The organism is Macrococcus hajekii, from assembly GCF_004359505.1.
GTDB lineage: Bacteria > Bacillota > Bacilli > Staphylococcales > Staphylococcaceae > Macrococcus > Macrococcus hajekii.
Window position 1 is genome coordinate 22476 of sequence record NZ_SCWE01000002.1, and the last position, 25693, is coordinate 48168.

Genomic DNA, 25693 nt, shown 5'->3' on the forward strand with positions numbered 1-25693 from the left:
TGAACACTCGTTCATCCTTATCAATAATTATTGATCTTGCTGTGAAAGGACTTCGTAACCTTGATCTTCTATAGCATCGCGAATATCCTGAACAGTCGCTTTGCTGTCATCATAATCAACGTTTACTTTACCGTTCTCAAGATCGACATTAACTTGCTCGACTCCTCCAAGTGCGCCTACACTTGTCTCAACTGCATTGACACAGTGCTCACATGTCATTCCTCTGACATCTAATGTTTGACTAGCCATTTCAACCACTCCTTCTTTATTAATAGTATACCCATTTATTCGATTGGTATCCAAATTTCAGAGATATATGTGTCTGATTCTATATCACCCGGCAGATAATGTTCTAAAATAGCTGCTTCTCTTAATTTATAATGAGATTTCGGTAAAAATTCATGATGAATATCATCCATGACTTTTCTGAGTGCATAAGGGAGCTTACCCTTTGCCTCAAAAATAAGGTAGCGCCCTACAGGTATTTTGCGTACCTCAAGTTCCGCCGGCTGCTCATCTGAAGAAACGGCAATCATATAATCCAATCTATCATTCGGCTTTGGTATCAGGACCCCTAGAAAACCTGAAATCTGTTGATTATGGTATTGATCGAGTACTTTATCTTTTCCCCGCTTCGTGAAATCTGTCCAATAACTCTGGATACTTCTTCTTGCTTCTGCGGCAGTTTCATAATGTACGCATTCACCTACGAGCGGAATAGATTCGAATGTCACTTCACGATAGTTCATGATAAATCCCCCTGTTATGTTTATAATAGACATATTCATATTACCCCATTTTGTAATCACTCCATCATTAAATAGGAGGCTATTTTTATGTCAGAAATAATTATTGTAAGTGATGTATCTAAATCATATGATCAGCCTGTTCTGAAAAATATCGACCTGATCATCGACCGTGGAATCATTCATGGTTTCATCGGTCCTTCCGGCTCAGGCAAAACTACATTGATGCGCATGCTCGCCGGCCTTGAAACACCTTCATCCGGTTCTATTTACATCAATGATAAACGTATACCGGATTTAAAGCTGTTAAGCGCTATCGGTTATATGGCTCAATCTGATGCATTGTATACTGAATTATCAGGCTATGATAATCTGAAATTTTTTACCCGCCTGTTCAAGATGTCTAAGCGTCAGGCAGAGCTTCAAATACGATATGTAGCAGACCTTGTTAATCTTACAGATGACTTGAAGAAAAAAGTTAAAAACTATTCAGGTGGTATGAAAAGACGCCTCTCACTAGCTATTGCACTCCTTCATCAACCTGATGTATTAATACTGGATGAACCTACAGTAGGTATCGATCCTGAACTTAGAGCTTCTATATGGTACGAGCTCCAGCAGATGAAACAAGAAGGAAAAACAATTCTAATGACGACACATGTCATGGATGAAGCAGAACGCTGCGATTATATTTCTCTCATTCAAGAAGGCAGCATCCTCGTTTCAGGCACACCAGATGAACTGTTAAAAAAATATAACGCATCATCATTTGATGAGGTATTCATTCAAGCTGGGAGAGGTGAAAGAAGATGAGAATATTAGGATTAACACAGCGATTACTAACTGAACAGTTACGCGATAAACGAACGCTTGCCTTGCTTATAATCGCTCCTATTCTTATTTTGACACTCTTCTATTTCGTCTTCACTAGCGCAGAACCGACTGCTAAATTAGGTGCAGTTAATATGGAGGCTTCAGTGATTGATACGATAGAAAGTCAGGATATCGATGTGACTAAACTGAAAACCCCTGACCAGACACTGCTGAAAGATGAGAAGTTAGATGGAATCGCCGAGAAAAAGGGTGATGCTATCACTTTAACGTTGTTAAACGATGACGTCTCAATAGCCAGAAAACTGGAACTCGTTGTCAATCAGACTTACCAGAAAAAAGCCCAGATTACTGTCATCGATGATATGAAAGCTAAATTCAAAGATTTAACTAAGACATTGAATAAAATTCCATTCAGTCCTACTAAAAATATTCAATTTGATGAACCGAAAAAAACTGATATCACAGTAAAATATATTTATGGGAATGAAGATACGACTTTGTTTAATACTTTTGCTCCTCTTCTCATCGGTTTCTTTGTTTTTCTGTTCGTTTTCCTTCTTGCAGGGATGGGTTTCTTAAAAGAACGTATGACGGGAACGCTTGAACGCATGCTGACGACACCTGTCAAAAGGTATGAAATTGTACTTGGCTATGTGCTGGGATTCGGTATACTCGCTGTTTTACAGACAATCGCTATCGTATTCTATGCAGTCTACGTTCTTAAACTAGGACCGCCGGAATCTATCGGCAGTGTCATCATCATTAATATCGCTATTGCCTTTGTTGCTTTATCACTCGGCTTATTATTATCAGCTTTTGCAAAATCAGAGTTTCAGATGATGCAGTTTATTCCGCTCGTCATCGTACCTCAAATATTTTTATCCGGCCTCTTTCCACTGGATTCTCTAGCTCGCTGGATCCAAAGTCTGGCTTTTCTAACCCCTCTTTATTATGCAGGGGATGCACTGAAAGGTGTGATGTATAAGAGGTTGGCGCTCGGTGAGGTTACTTTGGATATAGTAGTGTTATTGCTCTTCGCAACACTCTTTTTAGCACTTAATATACTGGCGCTCAGAAAGTATCGTACCTTGTAAGAAAAAGATAATAGCAATTTGCACTGGACAAACCATAAATTCTGTTATATAATTAAAGAAATTAAATCGAACGTTAAAAAGGTAACACATTCACATGGTACAAAAGTAATCGTGGTTTGTTGATTCTTTTGTAACGTGTGAATTTTTCTTTTTAAAGAGGATTCTGATTTAGTAATAATATATTGGAGGTCATTACACATGACACAAGGTACAGTTAAATGGTTTAACGCAGAAAAAGGTTTCGGTTTCATCTCAGTTGAAGGTGGAGACGATGTATTCGCTCACTTCAGTGCTATTCAAGGTGAAGGCTACAAATCTTTAGAAGAAGGCCAAGCAGTTGAATTCGATATCGAAGAAGGTCAACGCGGACCTCAAGCTGCTAACATCGTTAAATTATAATTACTAATTCAGAGGGGCACATGCTCCTCTTTTTTATTTAATCAAACATTTGTTTGACTTTTTGGACAAGGCAAGTTATACTTAAACAAATAACATCAGACATATACATTCAAGTCATCTTCACATATTACAAAAAGTAATTTTGTTGATAAGTTACTTTTTGTAATATGTGAATTTTCTTTAACAGGATATTGATATTATTTAATAAAATTAATGGAGGTCATTATACATGACACAAGGTACAGTTAAATGGTTTAACGCAGAAAAAGGTTTTGGTTTCATCTCAGTTGAAGGTGGAGACGATGTATTCGCTCACTTCAGTGCTATTCAAGGTGAAGGCTACAAATCTTTAGAAGAAGGCCAAGCAGTTGAATTCGATATCGAAGAAGGTCAACGCGGACCTCAAGCTGCTAACATCGTTAAATTATAATTTAATGGTTAAAAAAACATCTCATTGATGAGATGTTTTTTTGTGTTCATTTATTATAAATCCGCCAGTTCTTCAGCTAAAGGTCTAAATAAAATATTCATCAGACTGAAGACCCCATAAATATAAAATAGAATCTGGAAACCGAATTCTTCAAGTAGAAAACCTGATAAGAAAGTTCCGATGAACTGTCCGGCTGCCAAACTAACAAAGGTCACGATGATTCCCATCGCAGGATATTCCACATAAAGTCTAGCACACCAGAAGGCATAGACACCCATAGCGAAGACATAAACTAAACCAAATAAGCCGGTTGAAAACAGCATCAATGCAAAATTTTCTGTCAGCACTAATGTGATATTCGCAATACCCAACAGTATCGAAGTAATAATATGGATTTTAGTCATCCCTAAACGTTCATTCAGATGACCTGCGAAACCGCCTAACATCCCCCCTATCCCAAGAACAATCCAAAATAAGTTCTTAAGGTCAGCATGCTGCGTCTGGAAAAGATAGGACTGGAAGTAAGTCCAGTAAGCTGAAGTCCCGATTCCTAAGAGTACAGTGGAAATAATCAGCTTCTTACCATAAAAGATATGTTTAAGATCAATACTATAATTCAGATGGCTCATCTCCACTTTCGGCAGCTTCTTATAGCTGAAATACATAATAATCAGACTGATGACTAGAAATAGTGCGTAGCTGATTCGCCATGCGTCACCTACCACCCACACAATCATGCCGACTAATATCAGACCTAAACCGATTCCTGTATTAATCCAGGAATTACTTCTATCCTGATGACCATACTGCACTTTTTCTTTAATAATCTGTCCAAATGGTGCGGTTGCGAGTCCAGCGGAAAATCCTAATATAATGACTCCAGCACCAAATAAAGGATAATGATCTGCAACCATCATGGCATAAAGACCATATAATGACAGCGATCCCGAAATAAGCAGAATAGCACGCGGCTGGTAATACTTAAAGATCGTAAACATGGAAACAATTCCAAGACAATATGTTAAATACGATATGGCTGATATGACACCGGAAACTCTATTAGTCAGATCAAGATCATCACCAAAGTAAGGTAAAAGCAGACCGTAACTAAAGCGGGATATACCATAAGCCATCGCAATAAAAACGATACCCGTAAATACAATTTCTTTCTCTTTATTCAATTTTAGTGTTCTCCTTTATTTAAAATACTTTACCTTATACCCTGACTTAATAAAATAAACCTGTCATTAAATGACAGGTTTATTTGTGTACTATTTTTCTGTTTCACTGAATTGTTTAATTCGAGCACCTATTGCATCACGTACTTGCTGGAATACAGACCAATCCTGACCTGCCGGATCTTCAAATCCCCAGTGTTCTGTTCTGACATGAGCAGGTGCAACAGGGCAGACATCTCTTGCATGATCACAAAGTGTTACGACTAAATCTGCATGATTCAAAATATCAGTATTAATTTTGTCAGAGGTCTGATCACTGATATCAATCCCTACTTCCTTCATAACTTCTATCGCTTTCGGATTGACACCATGCGTTTCAATTCCTGCTGAATAAACGTGCCAGTCAGTTAAATACTTCTTTGCAAATCCTTCAGCAATCTGACTGCGACATGAGTTACCTGTACATAAGAAATAAATCGTTTGAGTCATTTTAATCTCCTTAACCAAATATTTTCATTGATAAATACAAGCCGAGCAACGTAAAGAATAGTACGGGTATCGTAATGATAATCCCTGTTTTAAAGTAAATTCCCCACGAAATTTTAACACCCTTCTGACTGAGAACGTGGAGCCAGAGCAATGTTGCGAGGGAGCCGATCGGTGTGATTTTAGGACCTAAATCACTTCCGACGACATTGGCATAAGTCAGTCCCTGCTGGATAATACCTTGAGCGTGAGACTGGTCAATCGCAATCAAATCAATAAGCACAGTTGGCATATTATTCATAACAGAGGATAAGAATGCCGCCAGAAAGCCCATACCCATAATAGAACCAAACAATGTTCCATTAAATTGATTGATGATATCTGCAAGCACATTCGTCAATCCGACGTTTTTAAGACCATATACAACTACATACATGCCAATCGAGAAGAAAACAATTGCCCACGGAGCACCTTTAATGACTTCACCTGTCTGAACAGCCGGACTTTTTCTTGCAAGTAGAATAAAGACAAATGCAATCGTGCCGGCGATCAATGAGACGGGTACTTGAACGAAGTCACTTACCAAATAACCAGTCAGTAAGAGAAAAAGTACTAACCATGAAATTTTGAATAAGCGGAAGTCCTTAATAGCTGATGCAGGCTGACGAAGCATGGATTCATCATAGCGCTTCGGTATATAGCGTCTAAAATAAAGCCACAAGACTGCAATACTAGCGATCAAACTGAAAATATTAGGAATGAACATTATTTTTGCATATTCAGCGAAACCGATATTAAAATAATCGGCTGAAACGATATTGACTAAGTTACTGACTACTAACGGCAAACTTGTTGTATCCGCTATAAAACCAGAGGCAATGATAAATGGAAAAACTACTTTCTCGCTGAACTTCAAGTGACGGACCATAGCGAGTACAATCGGTGTCAGAATAAGAGCAGCTCCGTCATTCGCAAAGAATGCGGCGACAAGTGCACCCAATATACAGATATATACGAACATCAAGAATGAATTCCCTTTTGCAAGACGCGTCATATGCAGTGCTGCCCACTCAAAGAAACCGATCTGATCTAATATAAGAGAAATCAGAATGACTGCAATAAACGTGAACGTCGCATTCCAGACAATCGTCGTGACATCTATGACATCAGTCAGATTCACAACGCCAAACAGCAGCGCAAGAACAGCTCCCCCTACTGCCGAATAGCCGATAGATAAGTTTTTAGGCTGCCAGATGACAAGAAGCAGGGTCAGTAAGAAGATTATGATTGCAATAATCATCATTGTTCATCACCACACATGGAATGACAGATACATCGTTCATCTGCTGTAAATAACTGCTGATTTAAATTCAGCCAGTCAGAAGTTACCTTCGCATTCAATTGATACATCGTGTTCTTCCCCTCTCTCCATGATTCAACAAGCCCTGTTTCCACCAGCTGCTTCATATGATGACTAAGCGTCGGCTGAGTCACATCAAAATGAGACAGAATATCACAGGCGCATAGCGGACCGCACGATAGTAAATCTAGAATTTCGACTCTATTTTTATCTGATAATACTTTGAATATTTGAGCCATTCTGTCATAGTTCATTACATCACTTCCCTTATATAGATAATCATCTATATATAGAATACACAACATATAGATAATTGTCTATATGTTAAATGTCATAAAAAAGAACGCCGCAGCGTTCTTCTCTTAACAGGCATTAACCATCCAAGTAACTCCGTATGGATCTTTGAACATACCATATAATTTTGTCCACTCTGTCTGTCCAAGTGGCATGGTAGCTTCACAACCCGCTTCAATCGCCTGATTATAGAATGCAGTTGCTTTTTCAATCTCTTTCGTGTCATTGGCGTCAAACGTAAAACAGATATTTACTCCTTCATTGTTGACCGGACGCTGTCCCATTGTATCGCTCACCATAAATCGGTTACCTAGCAGTACAAATTCAGCATTCATCACGAACTTGCTGGCGACTTCTTGCGGCACCTTGTATTCATCAGGCATACCCTTAAACATATCGTCATCTCCCATTGTTTGAGTAATGACTTTGGCTCCAAGTTTATTTTCATAGAACTGCAATGCTTCTAGAGCGTTTGAAAAGTTGAAATAAGTCACTGCTTTAAACATCATCATCCTCCTCTTATTAAGTTATGTTGCATACTACATATATAACTACATTACGATGATATTGAACAGATGACCATCCGGATCCTGGAACATGATGCCGTAGTATCCCATACTCTCATGCGGAGGAGATAATAATCTGCCGCCCAGTTCTTCAATTTTAGCTGCAATCGTATCTACTTCCTCCTTCGTCTGTGCATCAAAAGAAATAATCGTCTCATTATGTGTATGTCCATCCTGTAATTCACGTCCGATATTTTTGGCTATGGCATCCTTCTGAAAGAACATCATCACCTGACTGCCAAGCTTAAAAGAAACACGTGCATCAGCGATATTTCCGCCTCCTTGAGTCATACCTACCCCTTCGTAAAACTGAATCGTCCGCTCGATATCTTTAACGGGCAAGTTAATCCAATATGAGTTCATTTTTATTCTCCTCTGCTATTAATGGCTATTAATTATATCTCTTCTTCAATATAAGGGGCATCGACACTCTTTTCAAATCTGAGTGCTGAAAATCTCAATTTATTTCACCCTTTTTATGTCGACAGTTCTATAATAAAGTTATCTAGGTAGAGGAGTGTTGTCTGTGTTTTATTTATTGATCGCCTTAATCATCGGTCTCGGTATCCCCATTCAAACCGCTATCAATTCAAGGTTAAGGTCCTATGTGCTATCTCCGTTTATCGCTTCTTTTATATCATTTTCAGTCGGTACGGTTTTTCTAATGTTTGTCACACTCTTCACTAAGCATACCCTTCTCATACCACGGGAGATTATCGTTCATTCACCTTGGTGGCTATGGATAGGTGGATTACTTGGTCTGATTGGTCTGACAGGTAATATTCTGCTCTTTCCGAAACTGGGCGGTGTTCAGACTGTTATTCTACCGATTCTCGGTCAGATTTTTGCCAGTATGATTATCGATCATTTCGGCTTTTTCGGTTCACCTGAAATCCCACTGTCTTTTATACGGATAGTCGGTGTCATTCTACTGATTGCAGGGATTGTCGCTGTTATCGTCTTACCGGAATATTTACGTAAAAGACAAGGCCACTCTATCGAACAGGCTGATGGCAGTAAGTTACCTTATCAGTTATTCGGTGTATTAGCAGGGATGTTGATGGCTACACAATCCGCTATTAACGGCAAACTGGGCGGCGTACTTGACTCGCCTGTTCATGCTGCATTTATTTCATTTCTAGTAGGAACCCTTCTACTTTTTATCGGTATCACCTTGATTCTTCGCAATGTCCATCAGGTTAAGCTGGCATTCGGTTCTGATAAGCCGAAGTGGATTTTACTCGGTGGTATTATTGGAGCCTTTTTCGTACTCAGCATGGCTGCTCTTGTGCCGATTCTTGGAACTGGAGTCGTTGTCGTTGCGAGTCTAGTCGGTCAATTGATATGCAGTATTGCCATTGATCAGTTCGGTTGGTTCAATGCAAGACGAGTACCTATTACCGGCGTCCAGATAGCAGGACTGATATTGATGATTATAGGTGTGGTTTTAATTAAACTTGTCTAAATAAGGAGAGACTGCGATGAGCCTCTCCTTATTTGTTAACCATATCAAATGACTTTGGATAGAAATTATATGCCATGCGGTCAAATGGAAACAGTCGTACAACCGCTTCGCCTACAACTTTATTTTTCTTAATTAAACCAAGTTCATAGCGACTATCACTGCTATTATCCCGATTGTCTCCAAGAACTAAGTATCTGCCTTCCGGAATCTTAGACTGCCCTTCTGAGTTAACCATATCTTTGACGCCGATATCTTCTGTCAGCACTCTATGCTGCTTATGCTGTTTATTTTCATCCAGATATTTTTCCTCAACTTTTTTATCATTGATGTAAAGCTGATCTTCCTTATATTCGACCGTATCTCCTGGAACTCCAATCAATCGTTTAATGTAATCCTTATCTTGACTGGCATGAAAAACAATGACATCTCCTCGCTGAATCGAATCCATGGATTTCGCTATTTTGCTGACAATAAGCCGGTCCTTAATACCATGCCTATATTTCTTTTTTCCGGCTCCAATCTCGTCACATCTTTACTGTTAAATAGAATACTGCCATCAGTAGGTTCATATAAACCAGCTAACATAAACAAGGTCGTACTTTTACCACATCCAGATGGACCAAGCAAACTAACAAGCTGTCCTTCTTCAATTTTTAAATTAACATCATGAACTGCTGTTGTATCCTTAAATTTCATCGACACATTTTTAAGCTCAATAGACACTTTATTTCCTCCTCCGCTAGCTATACTAGCATTTCAGAGTAGCATTGAATTTTTAAATGAATGTAAATATTATGTAAATAATTAATAAGAAACAAAAAACCGTAAACTCAAAGTTTCCGGTTCATCCTGTTATTTATTTTGTGCTGCAAAAGCCTTACTGATATTCACTAGTTTTTCCGGTGCATCCAGCATACCCATTGTCACTTCAATAAAATGCATTTTATCTGGCTGCTGATCAACTGTATCCATTACAGTCTTCAGTTCATTTGAAGTACTTGCTTTATGTGTCTGCACATGATCTTTTCCACCAAAAACAGCGGGTAATGCTGTATAGTCCCACATCTGAATGTCATTATAAATTTCCTTTTCACCATGAATCAATCGCTCAACGGTATAGCCATCATTATTGATAAGGAAGATAATCGGTTTCAGCTGATGACGAATCATCGTGGACAGTTCTTGAGCTGTCAGCTGGAATGAGCCGTCGCCGATCAATAGTACGTTGCGGCGCTTCTTATCGGCCATCTGTGTGCCTAATAATGCTGGGAGAGTGTAGCCGATTGATCCCCACAGAGGTTGCCCGATGAACTGATTACCTGCATATAATACTAAGTCATAGGCTCCAAAGAAGGATGTACCTTGTTCTGCAAGTAAAACATCATCTTGCTGCAGAAAATGATTGATCATCTTGAAATAGTTTTCCTGTGTCAATGCTTCATCATTCAAAATGAAGTCAGTCATATGCTCACGATTGAACGGTGTGAAGTTTGCTGTGTTCTCATAATTTAATGTCAACAGACTGCGCATCATGTCGCGTAATGAAACATCGGTATGATAAGTAGAATCAACTCTAAAGTCTTCATCATTAATGAAAATAACGTCTTCAGTCTTAAACTCATAAGAAAAACCTGCTGTTGCAGAATCAGTTAGCTTCGCTCCCAAGTTGATAATGCAGTCACTACTATTCACATAGTCTCTGACATCTTTGTGTGCAATTTTGCCATCAAAGATACCGATATAATGTGGGTTCTCTTCATTGAAAGCCCCTTTACCTAATGATAACTGTGCAACTGGAATATGAGTCTGATTAACGAATTGCTCAAGTTCTTCGTGCAGTTTAAATGAATTGATTTCATGACCTGCAATCAGCACAGGTTGTTGTGCTTCTTTTAGACGTTCTTGAATCAGGTCAGTAAAGACTGAGACATCTTGTGAAAGCATCGGTTGAACCGTCGCCTCTTTCACTTCGATTTCTGTCATCGCTACATCAATCGGCAGATGGATATGTACAGGACGCTGAAAACGAATGGCTTTAGCAATAATACGTGGAATTTCTATAGCAGCATTATCTGCTGTCAGATAAATCTGGCCACATGTAATCGGTTCGAACATGCGTTGATAGTCATCAAAGACACCCTCACCAAGTGAATGGTGCACGTAGCGTTTCGCCTGTTCCACAACCGTTGTCGGTGCTCCTGTAATAGCGACAACAGGCACTCGTTCTGCGTATGAACCTGCAATACCATTGACTGCGCTTAATTCACCCACACCAAATGTCGTCACAAGTGCTCCGAGTCCTTTGATGCGTGCGTAGCCATCTGCCGCATAGCTGGCATTCAGTTCATTCGTATTGCCGATCCATTCAACTTGCTCATGACTGACGATATCATCTAAAAATGCCAGATTAAAGTCTCCCGGCACACCAAATATTTGATCAACACCATATACACTGATCTGATCGATTAAATATTGTCCGACTCTTCTCTTCATCTCGTTCATCCTTTCATTAAGTGAATAAATTAAGTATAATATCAAATATTATTTAAGTCAAAATGGTTGACCTATTTTATCGTTCAGAAATATCAAAAATGATTTATAATAAAGATATCAATGATGAGGTGATTCAATGAAATCGAATGACGATGACTTAATGCTCTTTTATTTTGGCTACCAGACATTCATCAAAACTGCTGATGATATTATTAGTCAATATGGTATGAATAGACAGCACCATCGTTTCCTCTTCTTTATCAGTAAACTACCTGACATTACTGTTAAAGAGCTACTGCAGCTGATGGAAATCTCTAAACAAGGCTCTCACGAGACGCTGAAAACATTAAAAGCTCAGAACTTAATTGAGGAAAGACCTGCTGAACACGATAGGCGAATGAAACAACTCCATGCCACTCATGAAGGTGAAGCCTTAATACAGAAACTTAATCAGGCTCAGATTGAATTGTTCCAGACCGTATTTGAAAGTGCAGGGACTGACTGGCATGAAGTAATCGAGGCATTTGCATCTAAACGTCCCGGCTACGAGATCATCAGTCAATTTAAAAACAAAAAAAAGAGCGATTAATCGCTCTTTTAGTCACCATTGAACATCCAGTTAATTCCATATTTGTCTGTTAGTGCCCCCATCATACCACCCCAGAACTGTTTACCAAGTGGCATTGCGACCTCTGTATCGGGATGTGCGGCAATCTTTGTAAAAATATCATCAAACCGTTTCACTTCATCAGGATTCTGCTGATCAAAGTTCAGTGACAGTGAGATGCTGCGATTAAAATCGCCTGTTTCACTGAAACGATCAGCTGCATATAGCTTCTGCCCGCCCACTTCAAATTCTGAGTGCATCGTCATCTCTTCTGCCTTATCAGGGTCAACGCCAAATTGATCAGCTTGCTCACGACCGACCGGCACCCGATTAATATCAGTTGCACCGAATACATCTTCATAATAAGTGAGTGCTTCTTTAGTATTCTCAAACGATAAATATGGAATTAAACTAGCCATGATCAATAACCTCCCCTTTTTCATAGCACCATCATAGCATGATTCATTGAACTCAAAATGTCAGGGGTGTAAATTTTCTGTTAAAGCTGCTCCATAACAGCAAAATAGTTTTCGTCCGGATCACAGAAATTAAAGACTTTCATATTAGGCATAGCTGTAAGTTCGCCTACTGTAATCCCCTTTTCTTTGAACGACTGGTATAAATCATCTGCATTATTTACATTGAACATAAGTGAAGGCGTCTCCAGGCTCACCATCGGACTGTATTTTTTAATAAATGCCTTATCAAAAATGACAAGAGACGTCTCAGATTCTGCATGAGGTGCTATTTCCACTGACTGATAACCTTCCGGAAGTTCATTTTCAGCCAGCTTTTCAAATCCTACTTGTTCAGTCCAGAACTTAACTACCTCCTGCTGATTATCTACATAAAGCATCACCTGATGTAAACTAGCGATCATTTGCCCACCCTCATTTCCTTGTAATAACTAAACGATACTATAATTGAGATGAAGTTGTAAATCTGCAACTTAAATATCATCGACAAAAAATGATTTTAGAAAATGATCCTCATCCTTCGCTTTGGTCGTTAAATAGCGCTTACCGAATTCATCAAGTAAGCCGTGAAATTCTTTCGCTTCCGCATTAGTGAAGTCATCAATTTGAACCTCTTTTTTAAACTTATTATAGCTCTCCGTGTGTGAATAGCCCAACTGTCTGTAGAGGCGTCTCGTATAACTATCAGGTATAAATTCCACTCGTCCGAATAAATAGACGAGCAGCACATCAGCAGTTTCAGGCCCAATGCCATGCAGTGACAGAAGTGTCTGTCTTAATTCAGAACCCCATTTTTTATCGATTTCATCATATTGATAATCGAATGTTTCCAGCCAATTAAATAGGGCCATCAATGCTTTTGATTTATTTTTATAGAAACCACTCGGTCTAATCAGTTCCTGAAGCTTTTCAATAGAGAGGGCTGTTATTCTATCTGCCTCGAAATTTGTTTTTGCTTTTAAGTTAAGCAGCGACCGCTCTACATTGTTCCAGTTTGTATTCTGAACAAGTATAGCACCGGTCATCATCTCAATTTCACTCTCTGCAGGCCACCAGTGAAGCGGACCCATCTCCTTATATAGGATGTCAAATAGCGCTCTTGAACTAAGCATAGCAATATCTCCCTTGTTATCAATCTGTCTATATTAATTCGTCCACTGATTAATGATCGCCTTTAATAGTTCTACTGAATCTTGCTCTGTTCGATTATTATAATAGTTGGCAAATCTGTGGTCTGCTATATACATTTCCCCTAAACTGCGGTGGTAGTCCTTACTATAAAAGGGAGCCATAATTTCAAGCCACTCTCGATGTGCAAGAAAGGCGCGCTCTGCATGTGAATCATTGAGATCACTGATCCGATGTTCCAGAAGGTAATTCAGCTCTGAGATAAGACGTTCTTCAGCCGCTACAGCCCGGTCATAGTCCGCTTCGGAGAGGTGCTGCCAGTTCTGATTGGAACTCTCCACTGCCTTTTCTCCGTATCGTGCTCTGATTGCCTCACCATATAGCTGCTCATTTTCTTCTAATTTAGCCTGCTTAAAAGCCTCAAACTTCTCATGATCTGTCATCTCAATCTCTCCCTCATAATAGCTTATCGTTTGTTCGATATGATGCAGTAATTTATCCAGCTGTTTACGTTTCTGCAGCAGCTGATGCTTCTGATTAAGTAATGCGTTCTTTACGCTATAATCATCCTCGTCCAGTAGATGCTTGATTTCCTGCAGACTAAAATCAAGTGCCCGGTAAAAGAGGATCTGCTGCAACCTCTCCACTTCTACAGTACTGTATTTTCTATAGCCTGCATCTGTTAAAGTATGAGGTTTTAATAAATCAATGTTATCGTAATACCGGAGCGTCCGAGTACTGACACCTGATAAATCTGCTAATTCTTTTATGGTATACATCAACAACAACCTCCTTAACTTCATCATAAAGCCTGACGTAACGTTAATGTCAAATCTATTCACTAAATAAAGACTTCAGCAACCGCTGAAGTCTTTATTTAATATCTATCCAGAACCGTCTGACTTTAATGCGATTATCCTGCATAAAACTATTATCTTCCTGTCCTCCATTTTTAACAATCACACTGGCAGAAGCAGGATTATCTTCGTCACAAGTCACGAGTGCACGACTAATATTTAACTTTTTCAAGTATTCAAGAGCCTGCTTTAATATCAATGTGGCATAGCCTTTACTGCGCTCAGTCGGTCTAACGCCGTAACCGATATGTCCTCCTGTCTGAAGCAGTGCCTCATTCAGCTCATGACGTATATTCGCTGCACCCATGATTCTATCATCTTCAAAATAGAACAAGGTCGTATTGTTCACCCATTCCGATTCATCTTCACGTTGATTCAATGCAATCAGAAAATCAGCGAAATGATGGTAACGATTAAACTGTGTTGCAGAAGGTACTATTTCATCTGGAACAGACCATTCTCTATAGTAATCCATGAATGCAGTCTCATCCATTTGATTCAAACGTCTGAATTCATTCATATTATCCCTTCCTCTCGAGATGCTTTACTCTTAATATTACTGAAGTTCTTATTTAATTTCAATTTATCCTCAGTTGATTTCTATTAATTATGGCGCAGCTACAAAAAAACACTTCATCATAGTTATATGATGAAGTGCGTTTTATTTAAGCATGTTTTTTATTCTGATTTTTCTTGTAGTAATAAATTGGCACACCGAGTAATGTGATACCAATACCGATGAGTGCAAGTGTTGTCTGTGTCATCAGTGTGTTACCTAGTACAAAGAGACCAGATACAAGTGCAATCAGAGGAATGATTGGATAAAGAGGCACTTTATAAGGACGTTCCATATTGGGTTCTCTTTTTCTTAAAATCATAACTGCCACGAATGTCATACAGTAGAATAGCCAGATAACAAAGATTAACATGTTCGTAATTGAATCAAATGCACCAAGTGTTACCATGACCATCGCAATAATATATAAGATAAGGCCGCTGAACCATGGAGCACCTGAGTTTGTTAATTTAAGGAACCATTTATTGAATGGTAACATGCCGTTCTCTGCCATCGCATAAGGAACACGCATACCTGTCATTGTGTAGCCGTTCAGTGCACCATATACAGAAATCAGGATACCCATTGTGATTAATTTACCACCTTGATCACCGAATAATGCCATCGCTGTATCTGCTGCTGCGTTTTCGTTACCAGCTAATGCTGAGATTGGTAATGTTAATAAGAACGCTGCATTGATTAGTAAGTAGATAGCCATTACAAGACCGATACCTACTGTAATCGCAAGCGGTAAATCTTTCTTAGGATTTTTCATTTCCCCGGCAATGTTACCTACGTGCATCCAGCCATCATAAGCGAACATTGTCGCAAGTAAGCCAGCACCGATAATTGACATTAAGCCGTTATCTCCTTCAATCGGCGGGAATAGTGAAAAGTCGACATTTCCATGTTGGAATAAACCGAATACAATGATAAGTACAAGAGGAATTAATTTAACTACCAGTGTAATAGATTGAAGCATTCCACCCGCTTTTGAACCGATTAAATTGATAAGTAGAATTGATAATGCCGCAATAATTGAAATAGGTACAACTAAATTCTGATCTAAATGGAATAAGTTCACAAGTTGTGTACCAAAGACGATAGCTTGTGCTGCTACGTTAGCAGGAAAATAGATAAATGCAAGCGCCCATCCTGATAAGAAGCCCCAGAAGTCGCCATAAGTGTATTCAAGATACTTTGTCATCCCGCCTGTTTCAGGGATTGCTGCTGCAAGTTCTGCTGCTGTCAGTCCAGCACAGATGGTCATAATACCACCCAGTATCCAGACGAGCAGTGTAAGTCCGACTGATTGTGTAGAGTCTGTGATAGTTGCTACTTTAAAAAAGACGCCTGATCCGATTACTGTACCCATTACCAGCGCGAGGGCCGGGAATAGGCCAATATCTTTTTTTAATTCCGTGTTACCAGCCATTTTCTTCTCTCCTTTTATGTTTTAAACCTTGAAAGCACTTACAGTATACAACAAAACTTAACATTAAAGTACCTTAATTTTAATTATATTTAAATATTTTGTGACAACTTACACAAACTTTTAAAAAGGTATAAATTAATTAATTTATTGTTTATAAATAGAGAAATAATATTTAAATAACGCACTCGATTTTTCGAGTGCGTCTGATTTATTTACCTAAATATTTTTCAATATAAAAGGCAGATTCTTCAATTGATTTATATTCTGTATTGATTACCGTCGCATTGAGACGTTGGAAGACCTCTTCTGCATAACTCAGCTCTTCCTTGATTCGCTTTAAGTTATTATAGCTGGAGGCCTGACGAAGTCCCAATACTTTCACACGTTCAGTTCTGATATTCGCAATATAATCAGGGCTTGCTGTCAGACCAAATACACGCAGTCCTTTTTGGCGATAGACTTCTTCAGGTACCGGTGATTCTGGTACAAGCGGAATATTTGCAATCTTATAGCCCTTATTCGCGAGATACATGCTGAGTGGTGTCTTAGAAGTACGGGATACCCCGACAATGACTGCATCTGCTTCCTGCAGATTAGTAAAATTCTTACCATCATCGTACTTAACTGAATACTCCATAGCTTCAATTCGTTTGAAGTACTTTTCGTCAAGCTTGCGAAAAGCACCTCGCTCCATTAAAGGCTCCATGCCTGTATGATGCTGAATAACATGGATAAGACTTGTCATATAATCGATATAGGAGATTCCTTCACGTTCAGCGAATATCTTACCGAACTCATTCATTTCTTCATCTACTAAAGTGGTCACGATAATAGCATTATTTTTCTTTGCCATATTCAGGATATTAGTGAAACTTTCTTTATCATGGATGAAAGAAAACTTCTTGATTTCAATCATCTCAATCTTAGGAAACTGCGTCAGTGTAGCTTGTATCATACGTTGCGCAGTCTCACCAATTGAGTCTGAGATAACATATATTTTTAAGTCTTCCAACCGTCTTCCTCCTATTTACTCTGTGCCGCTGCTAAACGAGCGCCTGGCACACGGTAAGGTGAACATGACACATAGTCAATCGCAAGCGTATTAAAGTAGTTAATAGATTTAGGATCACCACCGAGCTCTCCGCAGACACCAATTTTGATATCTGATTTTACAGCTTTCGCTTGTTCTACTGCCATCTTGATCAGTCGGCCGATACCTTCTACATCAAGTGTCTGGAATGGATCAATCGCAAGAATATCTCCATCGATATAATCATTGATGAATTTACCTGCATCATCACGTGAGAAGCCATAAGTAAGCTGTGTTAAATCATTAGTACCGAAGCTGAAGAAATCACATACTTCAGCCAGCTCGCCTGCAATCAGACATGCACGCGGGGTCTCAATCATCGTACCAATTTTATATTCAACTGTTACATTAAGCTCATTGATTTTATTGACGATTGTTTCTTTCAGGATTGTGAATTCTTTAATAGTCGAAACAAGCGGAATCATAATTTCAGGACGACAGTTAATCCCTTCATCTTTTAATTTCTGGATACTTGTCATCATCGCTTCGACTTGCATTTCGTACAGTTCAGGATAAGTGATCGCTAATCGACAGCCACGATGACCCAACATCGGATTGACTTCCTGAAGTTCCAGGATACGACGCTCTAATTTCTCGACAGTAAGCCCCAGTTGAGAAGCAACTACTTCGATTTCCTCGCGTTCTTTCGGTACAAATTCATGTAACGGCGGATCCAGCAGACGGACGATCGTCGGTCTCTCTCCAGATAAACGGAAGATTTTCTCGAAATCTTCAGCCTGATATTTCTTCAGTTCATCAAGTGCTGCAACACGTTCCTCATGATTAGATGCAATGATGAAACGACGCATCTGAATCAGACGTTCTTCACCGAAGAACATATGCTCAGTACGGACTAAACCAATACCCGTCGCACCAAACTCATAACCAGCCGCGATATCCTGTTCAGTTTCGGCGTTCATTCGTACATTAAGACGTGCCACTTCATCAGTCCAGCTCATGAACTGCTCGAACTCAGTACTATGCTCTGCATTGGTCGTCTTCACTTCACCATGATAAATACGACCAGTAGCACCATCTACAGAGATAATATCTCCTTCAGCAAGTTCTCCACTTGGGAATTTAACAGTCTTATTCTTCGTATCGATATCAAGATCTGAACAGCCCGTCACACAACATTTACCCATACCGCGTGCCACAACAGCCGCGTGAGAAGTCATACCTCCATGAGTCGTGACAATCGCTTCACTCGCAATCATACCTTCAATATCTTCAGGAGACGTTTCAGGACGAACTAAAATAACTTTCTCTCCTGCTTCAGCGTGTTTTTTTGCATCTGCCGCTGTGAAAACAACTTTACCCGTTGCAGCACCCGGACTTGCAGGAAGTCCAATTTGTGAGATGACTTCCGCATCTTCAAGAGCCTGCGCTTCAAAGGCTGGGTGTAATAACTGATCAATCGATTTTGTTTCTACTTTAGAAATTGCTTCTTCTTTAGTCAGCACACCTTCTTCAACCATATCCACTGCAATCTTCATCGCTGCTTTTGCAGTACGTTTACCATTACGCGTCTGAAGGATGAAGAGCTTCTCGTCCTCAATTGTAAACTCAATATCCTGCATATCATGGTAATGCTCCTCCAGTTTGTGTGTTACATCAACAAATGCCTGATAAACAGCTGGCATCTGTGTATTTAATGTCTCGATTTCTTTAGGTGTACGAATTCCTGCTACAACATCTTCACCTTGAGCGTTCAGAAGATACTCACCGTATAATTTGTTTTCACCAGTAGACGGGTTACGCGTGAATGCCACACCTGTGCCACTCTTGTCTCCGCTATTACCGAACACCATTTCCTGTACATTGACGGCAGTCCCGATGTCATGTGGAATTTCATTCAGTTCACGGTAAATACGCGCACGGTCGTTATTCCATGATTTGAAGACCGCTTCTATTGCTTCGTTCAACTGTTCAAGCGGCTCCTGAGGGAAGGGCTTATAGACTTCTTCCATATAGACTTCTTTAAAATGCTCGCAGATTTCCTTGAGATCTTCAGCAGGAATATCTGCATCTGACGTATAACCTTTTTTCTTTTTATAATCATTGAAATAAGACTCAAATGCATGCATCGGAATTTCGTATACAACCTGTCCGAACATCTGTAGAAGACGGCGATAGCAGTCATAGGCAAAACGTTCATCATTCGTATTATTCGCAAGCTTTACAACGTTATCATCATTCAACCCTAAATTTAAGATAGTATCCATCATACCCGGCATAGAAATCTTCGCACCACTGCGCACAGAAACTAACAGTAAAGCATCATTAGAAAAGGATTTTTCCGTCTTTTTAAACAGAGACTGAAGTTGTTCCTCAAGTTCAGATTTCACCTGATCCGATAAACCACCATTCTCAAGATACTGGATACAAGCTTCTGTCGTGATAGTAAAACCATTTGGAACAGGAAGTCCGAGTCTCATCATCTCAGATAAGTTAGCTCCCTTACCTCCTAATAAATCTTTCATGGATTGCTGACCTTCTTCAAACGCGTAAATAAACTTGCTCATTAAATTCACCTCATTATTTAATATGTTATACTGTTTTGATTATTAGTATGTCACATTAAAATTTAAATAACAATCATTTATATAAGAAAATGTAAAATAGCCCATTCCTGAGAACGGGCTATTTTGTATCTACTAACATGCTGATGGTTAATCAACCAATTAGACTATTAATAAAACAATAGACCAGATATTATTCCAGTCTATCCACCTTAAATGGCATTAACATCTATTTCAATATCAATAGAATGCTTCAACGCTTTAGAGTATGGACAATAATTATGTGCTTTCTCTACGTATTCTTCTGCTTCTTCTTGAGACATATTGTGCAGCGTCACTTCAAGCGCAGCAGCTAACTTGACCCCTCCATCTGCTTTGTCAGGTAATAATGAAGCGGTGACTTTCACTTCTGGTTCTGCCTCTTCTACTTTCGCATTCTTCAAAATAAATATTAATGCATTATTGAAACAAGCGCTGTAGCCCGCTGCAAATAGTTGTTCTGGATTCGATTCAGTCGTTGCCTGACCACCCATTTCTTTTGGTGTCGCAATATCTAAATAGAATGTATTGTCTTCGCTGAAGACTTTACCATCTCTACCACCCTTACTAATAATAGCTGTCTCGTATAACGGTTTGACCATGCTTATCTCTCCTTCTCTATATTAATTAAGTCATTTAAGATATATTAAAGATTATACTATATTATAAATCATTAAGTCAATCGCACACGATTGAAAGGAGTCATAATGGCAGATCATTTAAATCAACTGACTAACCAACTTTGTTTCTCTGTTTATAATGCAAGTCGTCTTTTTATTAAATTCTATCATCAAGCATTGGCAGAATTTGAACTAACTTATCCTCAATATCTTGTATTACTGATTTTATGGCAGAAAGATGAACAACCCTTGCACGAAATCGGTAGACAGCTTAATCTCGCAAGTAATACTCTAACCCCTCTGCTCAAACGAATGGAACATGCAGGTTGGATTGAGCGCCGCGCAGCAGAAAGTGATAAACGTCAACTGCTCGTTTTTTTGACAGAAAAAGGACGTCAGCATGAATCATCTATCCTCTCCAAAATCCAGCATTGCCTCTCTGATCAAAATATCGATCTGAAGTTTTTACAGGAAACACACATCATGACACAGCAACTTGAACAACAGTTAATAGAAATCATCAAAAAATAGGGTCCATTCATATGAATGGACCCTTCTATAAAGTTGAGAAGTGATAAAATCAGCCTTTAACATTCCTTATTGATGATAGCAAAATATGCTCTAGAGGTAAGCCAGTACATCAGACCATAAACCAGCATAATGACTAATGCAACACCCAGATAACTGGTCAAAAAGAGTGAAACATCACGTATACCTAGCAGACCCATCAGCTGATAGATAATCTTGGAAGCAAAAGCTGTGTGAATAATCGCTGTCAGAATCGGCAAAGCAAAAATCCAGAAAATCTGTTTGTTGATACTTGTCTTGATCAATGACTCCGGCAAGCCGACTTTCTTCATAATCTGATAGTTCTCCTTGTCTTCATAACCCTCTGATATCTGTTTGTAGTAAAGAATCAGGAACATACCAGCAATAAGTATAATTGAAACGACTATTCCTATAAAAATCAGACCACCATTCATTTCATATAATTGTTTAGAAACTTCTTTTTTCTGACTAATTTCAATGTTATACTGCTTCTCTATAGATCGAATCTGTTTATTAAACTTATCCTCGTCACCTTTAATATTAAATGATAGACCTGTACTGATTGATGCTGGTTCATATTCTCTCGTTTCAATGTTCAAATCCTTGTAAATAGTTGTCAGACGTTTCATTTCATTATCATCCTTAACTACCATATAAATCGCATCAATACCTACTTTTGCCCCCACATAATCTTTATCCAGATTAATGACATCGAATTCTTTCTGGCCGAGTGTCACATTTTGAAAGTGAGTGAACCGTTCTGCATTGGAACTGATTGCGACTTGACCTTCTTTCAAAGAAAGATGTTCGTCATTCAAAGAATTGTGCCCTTCAACAGTAGTTACAAAACTATAGAATGAATTTTTGATATCCGACTGTGACGGTTTCATTTCCATTGCTTCAAAGGTACCACTCAGGTTATACATTCCTACGAAAATAGCATCTCCTTGTCTGAACTGGTCAACATCAGCATAATTTGATATGTCTTTTTTCAAATTTCCCAGTTGCTTAACTGCCTGGCTTTTAGACATTGTTACCTCATAATCATGCTTCATTACACTCTTTATCTGCATCTCTATCCCTCTATACGTCGTAAGCGACATACCGAGTGTGACCATCAGAAATGTGCAGAGAACAGCAATACTTGCTAGACCCACTGCATTTGCTCTCATTCTAGAAAGTAAGCCTGAGATTGAAATGAAATTTTGAGGTTTATAATAGATGCCCTGTATTTTCTGTAATGACTGCAGCACTAGTATAGTAAGTGACATAAATAAAAGGTATGTACTGATTGTTACGATTAAAACCGCTACAAATATAGTCTGTAATGAGTTAATGACACCTACTGTCGTTAATGCCATATAGTATGCGGCCACCAGACCGATAATCCCCAGCACAAACATTACTATAATGATCCATTTCTTCTGTTTCTTTTCTCCTGCTTTTTGCCCCTGCATCAGCTTTAACGGAGTATTTAAAGTAAGTATGATATTGTTGATCATGAATAAGAATATCATCAGTAAAGCAAGTAAGATTAATGAAATCATTGCAGCCCGCATATCAAACGGGTAATCCATTAAAGTAATGCCTGTACTTTTCACAAGTCGATTTAAAATCATAAAAATTAAGTTTCCGAACAAATAACCGCCTGCAATACTAATAATCGCAATAAGTATGAACTGGATAAGTGCTTCAAAACCAAGAATTAATCTCAGATGCTTCTTTTCCATTCCTAATATGGTATTCAGTGCAAATTCTTTTTTCCTTTGCTTCATTACAAAACGATTGGCATAAATGATGAATACAACTGTCAATATAGAGGTCAGTACATTGGCATAACCGATTAACTGCGGCAAATTTTCATGACGTTCCTGTATATACTCATTACTCATAAGCGATAGCATGATATATTCCAACCCGAACATTACACTTGCAGCTAAGATAAAAGGCATCATAATTTTGCTCAGTGATTTAAAATTTCGCATCACCAGTTTCCAGATTAGACTGAAGGTCATGATTACTCACCTCTTTCATTCAGCATGGCGATGCTATTTGAAATCCGCTTCTGAAAATCTGGTCTGCTGTCACGTCCTCTATAGATTTCATGATAAAGAATGCCATCTTTAATGAAAAGGACACGGTCTGCGTAGGCGGCATCGATAATAGAATGGGTCACCATGAGTATCGTCTGTTGTTCTTCGTTAATCTGTCTAAATAGGTTCATAATATCTTCTGATGTTTTTGAATCGAGCGCTCCTGTTGGCTCATCTGCCAGTAGTAGACTTGGGTTTGAAATGAGTGCACGTGCGATGGCGATCCGCTGCTGCTGTCCCCCTGAAATCTGGTAAGGATATTTTTCAAGCAGCTGACTGATACCCAACGGTTCCGCGATTCTATTCAGTCTTTCATTCATCTGATTGGGTTTAACGTTCGATAGCACAAGCGGCAGGAGGATGTTATCGTGATTAGTCATGGTATGCAGTACATTGAAATCCTGGAAAACGAACCCGAGTACGTCTCGACGAAACTTGGCGACTTCTCGCTGTTTGAGCTGTCCTACATTTTGCTGGTCAATAATGACAGTTCCTTCTGTCGGCTGGTCGAATGTTGCGATGATATTCAGCAAAGTTGATTTACCTGAACCTGATTCACCCATAATCGCAACGAATTCTCCTTCTTCCACTGAAAACGTCATATCTTTTAAAGCCATCGTCTGGTTAGCTCCTTTTCCAAATACCTTTTTCACATTTCTGATATCTAACATGTCCCTCACCCTTTCTGTTGTTATCTCTATCTTATGACAGAATAAAACCGGCTGCCTTTATTTACTCTTACAAAGGCAGCCGGTTATCTTACAAAAATGAAAGGTTTAATCAGTAGGTGTTAAACGGACTGAAAAGGTTGTTCCAACCCCTAGTTCTGATGCTACTATAATCGGTTGATTGAGTTTCTTAGAGATATCATTTGCAATGAACAACCCAATGCCACTTGCTTTATCATTCAATCGGCCATTAAATCCTGAAAAACCCCGGTCAAATATCTTCGGCAGATCGGCTTGATTGATACCGATACCGTTATCTCGGATGGCCAGCATACTTGTTCGAGTATCGTATTCAATCCATATATCTTTGCCGCGTGCATATTTCAGTGCGTTATTAATGAGCTGTTCAAGTAAAATTGACATCCATTTGGCATCAGTCAGTACTTCACTCTCGATACTGTCGTAATGAAGGCGCGTTTGATGGTGAATAAACTGGATAGAATAACGCTTAATAATCGGTCTGATGAGTTCATCAACGGTCACCGGTACAAATAGCATATCCGTACTGTTATTCATCAGTTTCAGATAACTGAGGGTCAGATTCGTATAGTTATCGATCTGCAGAATTTCATGACGCACTCTATCAACAACATCCTCTTCCGGATTTTCGAGCAAGAGCTTCGTTGCTGTAATAGGGGTCTTCATCTGATGGACCCACATCAGAAAATAAGATTCAATTTCATGCTGATAATCAATTTGTTCATTACGTAGCTGCTGAATCTTGTATTCAAGTTCACTATTACGTTCTTTCAAATTAATTTCCTGTTTGTAACTTATAAAACGAATGAGCATATAAAGCATAGTGATGAAAAGCGTAATGCAGGCAGCAAGAATATAAGCTTCTATAGGTAAATTAAAAAGAAAGAAAATCACTAAGAAAAGTATGAGCAGACTCATGAAATAAATGATTTCCAGACGGCGGCTATTGAGAAAAGACAAAATCATAAAGCCACCGCATATCCAATGTTCTTCTTAGTCGTAATAAATTGGTCGAGTCCAAGTGATAGCAATTTTTTACGTAGCCTAGTCATATTGACGGCGAGCGTATTATCATCTATAAAGTGCTCGGATTCCCAGCACTTTTCAATCAATGCGTTGCGACTGACAAACTGTCCTTTATGTTTGAATAGCATTGCTAGAATTTGAAGTTCTGTGTGAGTAAGCGTTGCATGCTGTCCATCATAGTAAACTCTTGCCTCATCAACTGCGAGCTTACATCCATCTACTTCCAGTTCGTTTTTCGTCTGCACGAAATCATACGTACGACGAAGGAGCGCCTGAATTTTGCTGATAGTCACCGACATATTGAACGGCTTTTCAATAAAATCATCTGCACCCATCTGCATCGCCATCACTTGGTCCATGGAGTCAGTACGTGAACTAATAAATATGATCGGCACATTAGAAGTGAGTCTGATCTGCTGGCACCAATGATAACCATTAAACGATGGTAAATTAATATCCATCAGAATAAGATGCGGATGAAAAGCTTCAAACTCTTCTAAAATATGATTAAAATCCTGGATAATCAGCGGATTGAACTGCCAGCGACTGAGTTCATCCTTTAGCGCGCGGGCGATAACGGGATCATCTTCTATAATGAGGATATTCATAAGTCACCTGCTTTCAGTTGGTGCGTTTAGGAGCG

At 39.0% G+C, this 25693-nt stretch carries 31 protein-coding genes; 7 read left to right on the forward strand and 24 right to left on the reverse strand.

All coding sequences use genetic code 11. The annotated features are described in order from the left end of the window. Window positions 1-27: 27 nt before the first annotated feature. Both copZ and ERX37_RS05660 read right to left on the reverse strand, forming a co-directional pair. On the reverse strand, window positions 28-249 hold the full coding sequence (copZ, locus tag ERX37_RS05655; RefSeq protein WP_133429710.1) for a copper chaperone CopZ: 222 nt from the start codon (window positions 247-249) through the stop codon (window positions 28-30). Window positions 250-284: 35 nt separating this feature from the next. Beyond that, window positions 285-749: a GyrI-like domain-containing protein gene (locus tag ERX37_RS05660; RefSeq protein ID WP_165981978.1), complete on the reverse strand. Its 465-nt coding sequence runs from the start codon at window positions 747-749 to the stop codon at window positions 285-287. 87 nt (window positions 750-836) lie between these two features. Here ERX37_RS05660 and ERX37_RS05665 point away from each other — a divergent pair, with 87 nt between their 5' ends. The 4 genes from ERX37_RS05665 (at window position 837) to ERX37_RS05680 (ending at window position 3503) form a co-directional block, all read left to right on the forward strand. Further along, a complete protein-coding gene (locus ERX37_RS05665; protein ID WP_133429712.1) occupies window positions 837-1559 on the forward strand; it encodes an ABC transporter ATP-binding protein in 723 nt (240 codons plus the stop codon). Beyond that, entirely contained in the window at window positions 1556-2674 is a 1119-nt protein-coding gene (locus ERX37_RS05670; protein WP_133429713.1) for an ABC transporter permease, read from the forward strand. The genes ERX37_RS05665 and ERX37_RS05670 overlap by 4 nt, the downstream gene beginning before the upstream one ends. Window positions 2675-2872: 198 nt before the next feature. Continuing rightward, window positions 2873-3073 carry a cold-shock protein gene (locus ERX37_RS05675; protein ID WP_133417978.1) on the forward strand — a complete coding sequence of 67 codons (201 nt, stop codon included), beginning with the start codon at window positions 2873-2875 and terminating at the stop codon, window positions 3071-3073. A 229-nt stretch (window positions 3074-3302) separates the two neighbouring features. Next, window positions 3303-3503 carry a cold-shock protein gene (locus ERX37_RS05680; protein ID WP_133417978.1) on the forward strand — a complete coding sequence of 67 codons (201 nt, stop codon included), beginning with the start codon at window positions 3303-3305 and terminating at the stop codon, window positions 3501-3503. A gap of 53 nt (window positions 3504-3556) precedes the next feature. Here ERX37_RS05680 and ERX37_RS05685 read toward each other — a convergent pair whose 3' ends face one another. From ERX37_RS05685 to ERX37_RS05710, 6 genes are all read right to left on the reverse strand, one after another. Continuing rightward, entirely contained in the window at window positions 3557-4684 is a 1128-nt protein-coding gene (locus tag ERX37_RS05685) for an MFS transporter (RefSeq protein WP_133429714.1), read from the reverse strand. 90 nt (window positions 4685-4774) lie between these two features. After that, window positions 4775-5170 (reverse strand): arsenate reductase (thioredoxin), encoded by a 396-nt coding sequence (arsC, locus tag ERX37_RS05690; RefSeq protein WP_133429715.1) that lies wholly within the window; start codon window positions 5168-5170, stop codon window positions 4775-4777. 10 nt (window positions 5171-5180) lie between these two features. Further along, a complete protein-coding gene (locus ERX37_RS05695; RefSeq protein WP_133429716.1) occupies window positions 5181-6470 on the reverse strand; it encodes an arsenic transporter in 1290 nt (429 codons plus the stop codon). Further along, a complete protein-coding gene (locus tag ERX37_RS05700; protein ID WP_133429717.1) occupies window positions 6467-6781 on the reverse strand; it encodes an ArsR/SmtB family transcription factor in 315 nt (104 codons plus the stop codon). The genes ERX37_RS05695 and ERX37_RS05700 overlap by 4 nt, the downstream gene beginning before the upstream one ends. A gap of 108 nt (window positions 6782-6889) precedes the next feature. Beyond that, window positions 6890-7327, reverse strand: a complete 438-nt coding sequence (locus ERX37_RS05705) for a VOC family protein (RefSeq protein WP_133429718.1) — start codon at window positions 7325-7327, stop codon at window positions 6890-6892. 45 nt (window positions 7328-7372) lie between these two features. Further along, on the reverse strand, window positions 7373-7750 hold the full coding sequence (locus ERX37_RS05710) for a VOC family protein (protein WP_133429719.1): 378 nt from the start codon (window positions 7748-7750) through the stop codon (window positions 7373-7375). 163 nt (window positions 7751-7913) lie between these two features. Here ERX37_RS05710 and ERX37_RS05715 point away from each other — a divergent pair, with 163 nt between their 5' ends. Next, on the forward strand, window positions 7914-8852 hold the full coding sequence (locus ERX37_RS05715) for a DMT family transporter (protein ID WP_133429720.1): 939 nt from the start codon (window positions 7914-7916) through the stop codon (window positions 8850-8852). A gap of 28 nt (window positions 8853-8880) precedes the next feature. Here the strand turns inward: ERX37_RS05715 and lepB are convergent, their stop codons facing one another. The 3 genes from lepB to ERX37_RS05730 form a co-directional block, all read right to left on the reverse strand. After that, the gene (gene lepB / locus ERX37_RS05720; RefSeq protein WP_133429721.1) at window positions 8881-9300 is read right to left on the reverse strand and encodes a signal peptidase I; all 420 of its coding nucleotides are present in this window, start codon (window positions 9298-9300) and stop codon (window positions 8881-8883) included. An 8-nt stretch (window positions 9301-9308) separates the two neighbouring features. Continuing rightward, on the reverse strand, window positions 9309-9575 hold the full coding sequence (locus tag ERX37_RS05725; RefSeq protein WP_133429722.1) for an ATP-binding cassette domain-containing protein: 267 nt from the start codon (window positions 9573-9575) through the stop codon (window positions 9309-9311). Window positions 9576-9704: 129 nt separating this feature from the next. Further along, window positions 9705-11345 carry an alpha-keto acid decarboxylase family protein gene (locus tag ERX37_RS05730; protein ID WP_133429723.1) on the reverse strand — a complete coding sequence of 547 codons (1641 nt, stop codon included), beginning with the start codon at window positions 11343-11345 and terminating at the stop codon, window positions 9705-9707. Window positions 11346-11481: 136 nt separating this feature from the next. Here ERX37_RS05730 and ERX37_RS05735 point away from each other — a divergent pair, with 136 nt between their 5' ends. Further along, window positions 11482-11934: a MarR family winged helix-turn-helix transcriptional regulator gene (locus ERX37_RS05735; RefSeq protein WP_133429724.1), complete on the forward strand. Its 453-nt coding sequence runs from the start codon at window positions 11482-11484 to the stop codon at window positions 11932-11934. 8 nt (window positions 11935-11942) lie between these two features. Here ERX37_RS05735 and ERX37_RS05740 read toward each other — a convergent pair whose 3' ends face one another. The 9 genes from ERX37_RS05740 to ERX37_RS05780 all read right to left on the reverse strand — a co-directional run bounded on the left by ERX37_RS05740 (window position 11943) and on the right by ERX37_RS05780 (window position 20657). After that, a complete protein-coding gene (locus ERX37_RS05740; RefSeq protein WP_133429725.1) occupies window positions 11943-12371 on the reverse strand; it encodes a VOC family protein in 429 nt (142 codons plus the stop codon). An 80-nt stretch (window positions 12372-12451) separates the two neighbouring features. Then, on the reverse strand, window positions 12452-12832 hold the full coding sequence (locus ERX37_RS05745) for a VOC family protein (protein ID WP_133429726.1): 381 nt from the start codon (window positions 12830-12832) through the stop codon (window positions 12452-12454). A gap of 69 nt (window positions 12833-12901) precedes the next feature. Continuing rightward, the gene (locus ERX37_RS05750) at window positions 12902-13540 is read right to left on the reverse strand and encodes an endonuclease III domain-containing protein (protein WP_133429727.1); all 639 of its coding nucleotides are present in this window, start codon (window positions 13538-13540) and stop codon (window positions 12902-12904) included. A 33-nt stretch (window positions 13541-13573) separates the two neighbouring features. Then, on the reverse strand, window positions 13574-14335 hold the full coding sequence (locus ERX37_RS05755; RefSeq protein WP_208001680.1) for a MerR family transcriptional regulator: 762 nt from the start codon (window positions 14333-14335) through the stop codon (window positions 13574-13576). A gap of 94 nt (window positions 14336-14429) precedes the next feature. Further along, window positions 14430-14933, reverse strand: a complete 504-nt coding sequence (locus tag ERX37_RS05760; RefSeq protein ID WP_133429729.1) for a GNAT family N-acetyltransferase — start codon at window positions 14931-14933, stop codon at window positions 14430-14432. Between the two features lie 145 nt (window positions 14934-15078). Then, a complete protein-coding gene (locus tag ERX37_RS05765) occupies window positions 15079-16404 on the reverse strand; it encodes an APC family permease (protein WP_133429730.1) in 1326 nt (441 codons plus the stop codon). 208 nt (window positions 16405-16612) lie between these two features. Next, window positions 16613-17431: a pyruvate, water dikinase regulatory protein gene (locus ERX37_RS05770; RefSeq protein ID WP_133429731.1), complete on the reverse strand. Its 819-nt coding sequence runs from the start codon at window positions 17429-17431 to the stop codon at window positions 16613-16615. Next, entirely contained in the window at window positions 17428-20019 is a 2592-nt protein-coding gene (gene ppdK, locus ERX37_RS05775; protein ID WP_133429732.1) for a pyruvate, phosphate dikinase, read from the reverse strand. The genes ERX37_RS05770 and ppdK overlap by 4 nt, the downstream gene beginning before the upstream one ends. Before the next feature lie 209 nt (window positions 20020-20228). Next, complete coding sequence (locus tag ERX37_RS05780) at window positions 20229-20657, reverse strand: organic hydroperoxide resistance protein (protein WP_133429733.1); 429 nt, start codon at window positions 20655-20657, stop codon at window positions 20229-20231. A 105-nt stretch (window positions 20658-20762) separates the two neighbouring features. Between ERX37_RS05780 and ERX37_RS05785 the strand changes: the two genes are divergently transcribed. Continuing rightward, a complete protein-coding gene (locus ERX37_RS05785; protein ID WP_133429734.1) occupies window positions 20763-21206 on the forward strand; it encodes a MarR family winged helix-turn-helix transcriptional regulator in 444 nt (147 codons plus the stop codon). Window positions 21207-21262: 56 nt separating this feature from the next. Here ERX37_RS05785 and ERX37_RS05790 read toward each other — a convergent pair whose 3' ends face one another. From ERX37_RS05790 to ERX37_RS05805, 4 genes are all read right to left on the reverse strand, one after another. After that, window positions 21263-23239: an FtsX-like permease family protein gene (locus tag ERX37_RS05790; protein WP_133429735.1), complete on the reverse strand. Its 1977-nt coding sequence runs from the start codon at window positions 23237-23239 to the stop codon at window positions 21263-21265. Between the two features lie 2 nt (window positions 23240-23241). Next, window positions 23242-23988, reverse strand: a complete 747-nt coding sequence (locus ERX37_RS05795; protein ID WP_133429736.1) for an ABC transporter ATP-binding protein — start codon at window positions 23986-23988, stop codon at window positions 23242-23244. A 105-nt stretch (window positions 23989-24093) separates the two neighbouring features. Further along, a complete protein-coding gene (locus ERX37_RS05800) occupies window positions 24094-24990 on the reverse strand; it encodes a sensor histidine kinase (protein ID WP_133429737.1) in 897 nt (298 codons plus the stop codon). Next, window positions 24987-25658 carry a response regulator transcription factor gene (locus ERX37_RS05805; RefSeq protein WP_133429738.1) on the reverse strand — a complete coding sequence of 224 codons (672 nt, stop codon included), beginning with the start codon at window positions 25656-25658 and terminating at the stop codon, window positions 24987-24989. The genes ERX37_RS05800 and ERX37_RS05805 overlap by 4 nt, the downstream gene beginning before the upstream one ends. Window positions 25659-25693: the final 35 nt, after the last annotated feature.

Coding starts and splice junctions, on each gene's coding strand:
- copZ (WP_133429710.1), bottom strand. CDS start 249: ATGGCTAGTCAAACATTAGATGTCAGAGGAATGACATGTGAGCACTGT.
- ERX37_RS05660 (WP_165981978.1), bottom strand. CDS start 749: ATGAACTATCGTGAAGTGACATTCGAATCTATTCCGCTCGTAGGTGAA.
- ERX37_RS05665 (WP_133429712.1), top strand. CDS start 837: ATGTCAGAAATAATTATTGTAAGTGATGTATCTAAATCATATGATCAG.
- ERX37_RS05670 (WP_133429713.1), top strand. CDS start 1,556: ATGAGAATATTAGGATTAACACAGCGATTACTAACTGAACAGTTACGC.
- ERX37_RS05675 (WP_133417978.1), top strand. CDS start 2,873: ATGACACAAGGTACAGTTAAATGGTTTAACGCAGAAAAAGGTTTCGGT.
- ERX37_RS05680 (WP_133417978.1), top strand. CDS start 3,303: ATGACACAAGGTACAGTTAAATGGTTTAACGCAGAAAAAGGTTTTGGT.
- arsC (WP_133429715.1), bottom strand. CDS start 5,170: ATGACTCAAACGATTTATTTCTTATGTACAGGTAACTCATGTCGCAGT.
- ERX37_RS05695 (WP_133429716.1), bottom strand. CDS start 6,470: ATGATGATTATTGCAATCATAATCTTCTTACTGACCCTGCTTCTTGTC.
- ERX37_RS05700 (WP_133429717.1), bottom strand. CDS start 6,781: ATGAACTATGACAGAATGGCTCAAATATTCAAAGTATTATCAGATAAA.
- ERX37_RS05705 (WP_133429718.1), bottom strand. CDS start 7,327: ATGTTTAAAGCAGTGACTTATTTCAACTTTTCAAACGCTCTAGAAGCA.
- ERX37_RS05710 (WP_133429719.1), bottom strand. CDS start 7,750: ATGAACTCATATTGGATTAACTTGCCCGTTAAAGATATCGAGCGGACG.
- lepB (WP_133429721.1), bottom strand. CDS start 9,300: ATGGATTCGATTCAGCGAGGAGATGTCATTGTTTTTCATGCCAGTCAA.
- ERX37_RS05730 (WP_133429723.1), bottom strand. CDS start 11,345: ATGAAGAGAAGAGTCGGACAATATTTAATCGATCAGATCAGTGTATAT.
- ERX37_RS05735 (WP_133429724.1), top strand. CDS start 11,482: ATGAAATCGAATGACGATGACTTAATGCTCTTTTATTTTGGCTACCAG.
- ERX37_RS05740 (WP_133429725.1), bottom strand. CDS start 12,371: ATGGCTAGTTTAATTCCATATTTATCGTTTGAGAATACTAAAGAAGCA.
- ERX37_RS05745 (WP_133429726.1), bottom strand. CDS start 12,832: ATGATCGCTAGTTTACATCAGGTGATGCTTTATGTAGATAATCAGCAG.
- ERX37_RS05750 (WP_133429727.1), bottom strand. CDS start 13,540: ATGCTTAGTTCAAGAGCGCTATTTGACATCCTATATAAGGAGATGGGT.
- ERX37_RS05755 (WP_208001680.1), bottom strand. CDS start 14,335: ATGTATACCATAAAAGAATTAGCAGATTTATCAGGTGTCAGTACTCGG.
- ERX37_RS05760 (WP_133429729.1), bottom strand. CDS start 14,933: ATGAATGAATTCAGACGTTTGAATCAAATGGATGAGACTGCATTCATG.
- ERX37_RS05765 (WP_133429730.1), bottom strand. CDS start 16,404: ATGGCTGGTAACACGGAATTAAAAAAAGATATTGGCCTATTCCCGGCC.
- ppdK (WP_133429732.1), bottom strand. CDS start 20,019: ATGAGCAAGTTTATTTACGCGTTTGAAGAAGGTCAGCAATCCATGAAA.
- ERX37_RS05780 (WP_133429733.1), bottom strand. CDS start 20,657: ATGGTCAAACCGTTATACGAGACAGCTATTATTAGTAAGGGTGGTAGA.
- ERX37_RS05785 (WP_133429734.1), top strand. CDS start 20,763: ATGGCAGATCATTTAAATCAACTGACTAACCAACTTTGTTTCTCTGTT.
- ERX37_RS05790 (WP_133429735.1), bottom strand. CDS start 23,239: ATGACCTTCAGTCTAATCTGGAAACTGGTGATGCGAAATTTTAAATCA.
- ERX37_RS05795 (WP_133429736.1), bottom strand. CDS start 23,988: ATGTTAGATATCAGAAATGTGAAAAAGGTATTTGGAAAAGGAGCTAAC.
- ERX37_RS05800 (WP_133429737.1), bottom strand. CDS start 24,990: ATGATTTTGTCTTTTCTCAATAGCCGCCGTCTGGAAATCATTTATTTC.
- ERX37_RS05805 (WP_133429738.1), bottom strand. CDS start 25,658: ATGAATATCCTCATTATAGAAGATGATCCCGTTATCGCCCGCGCGCTA.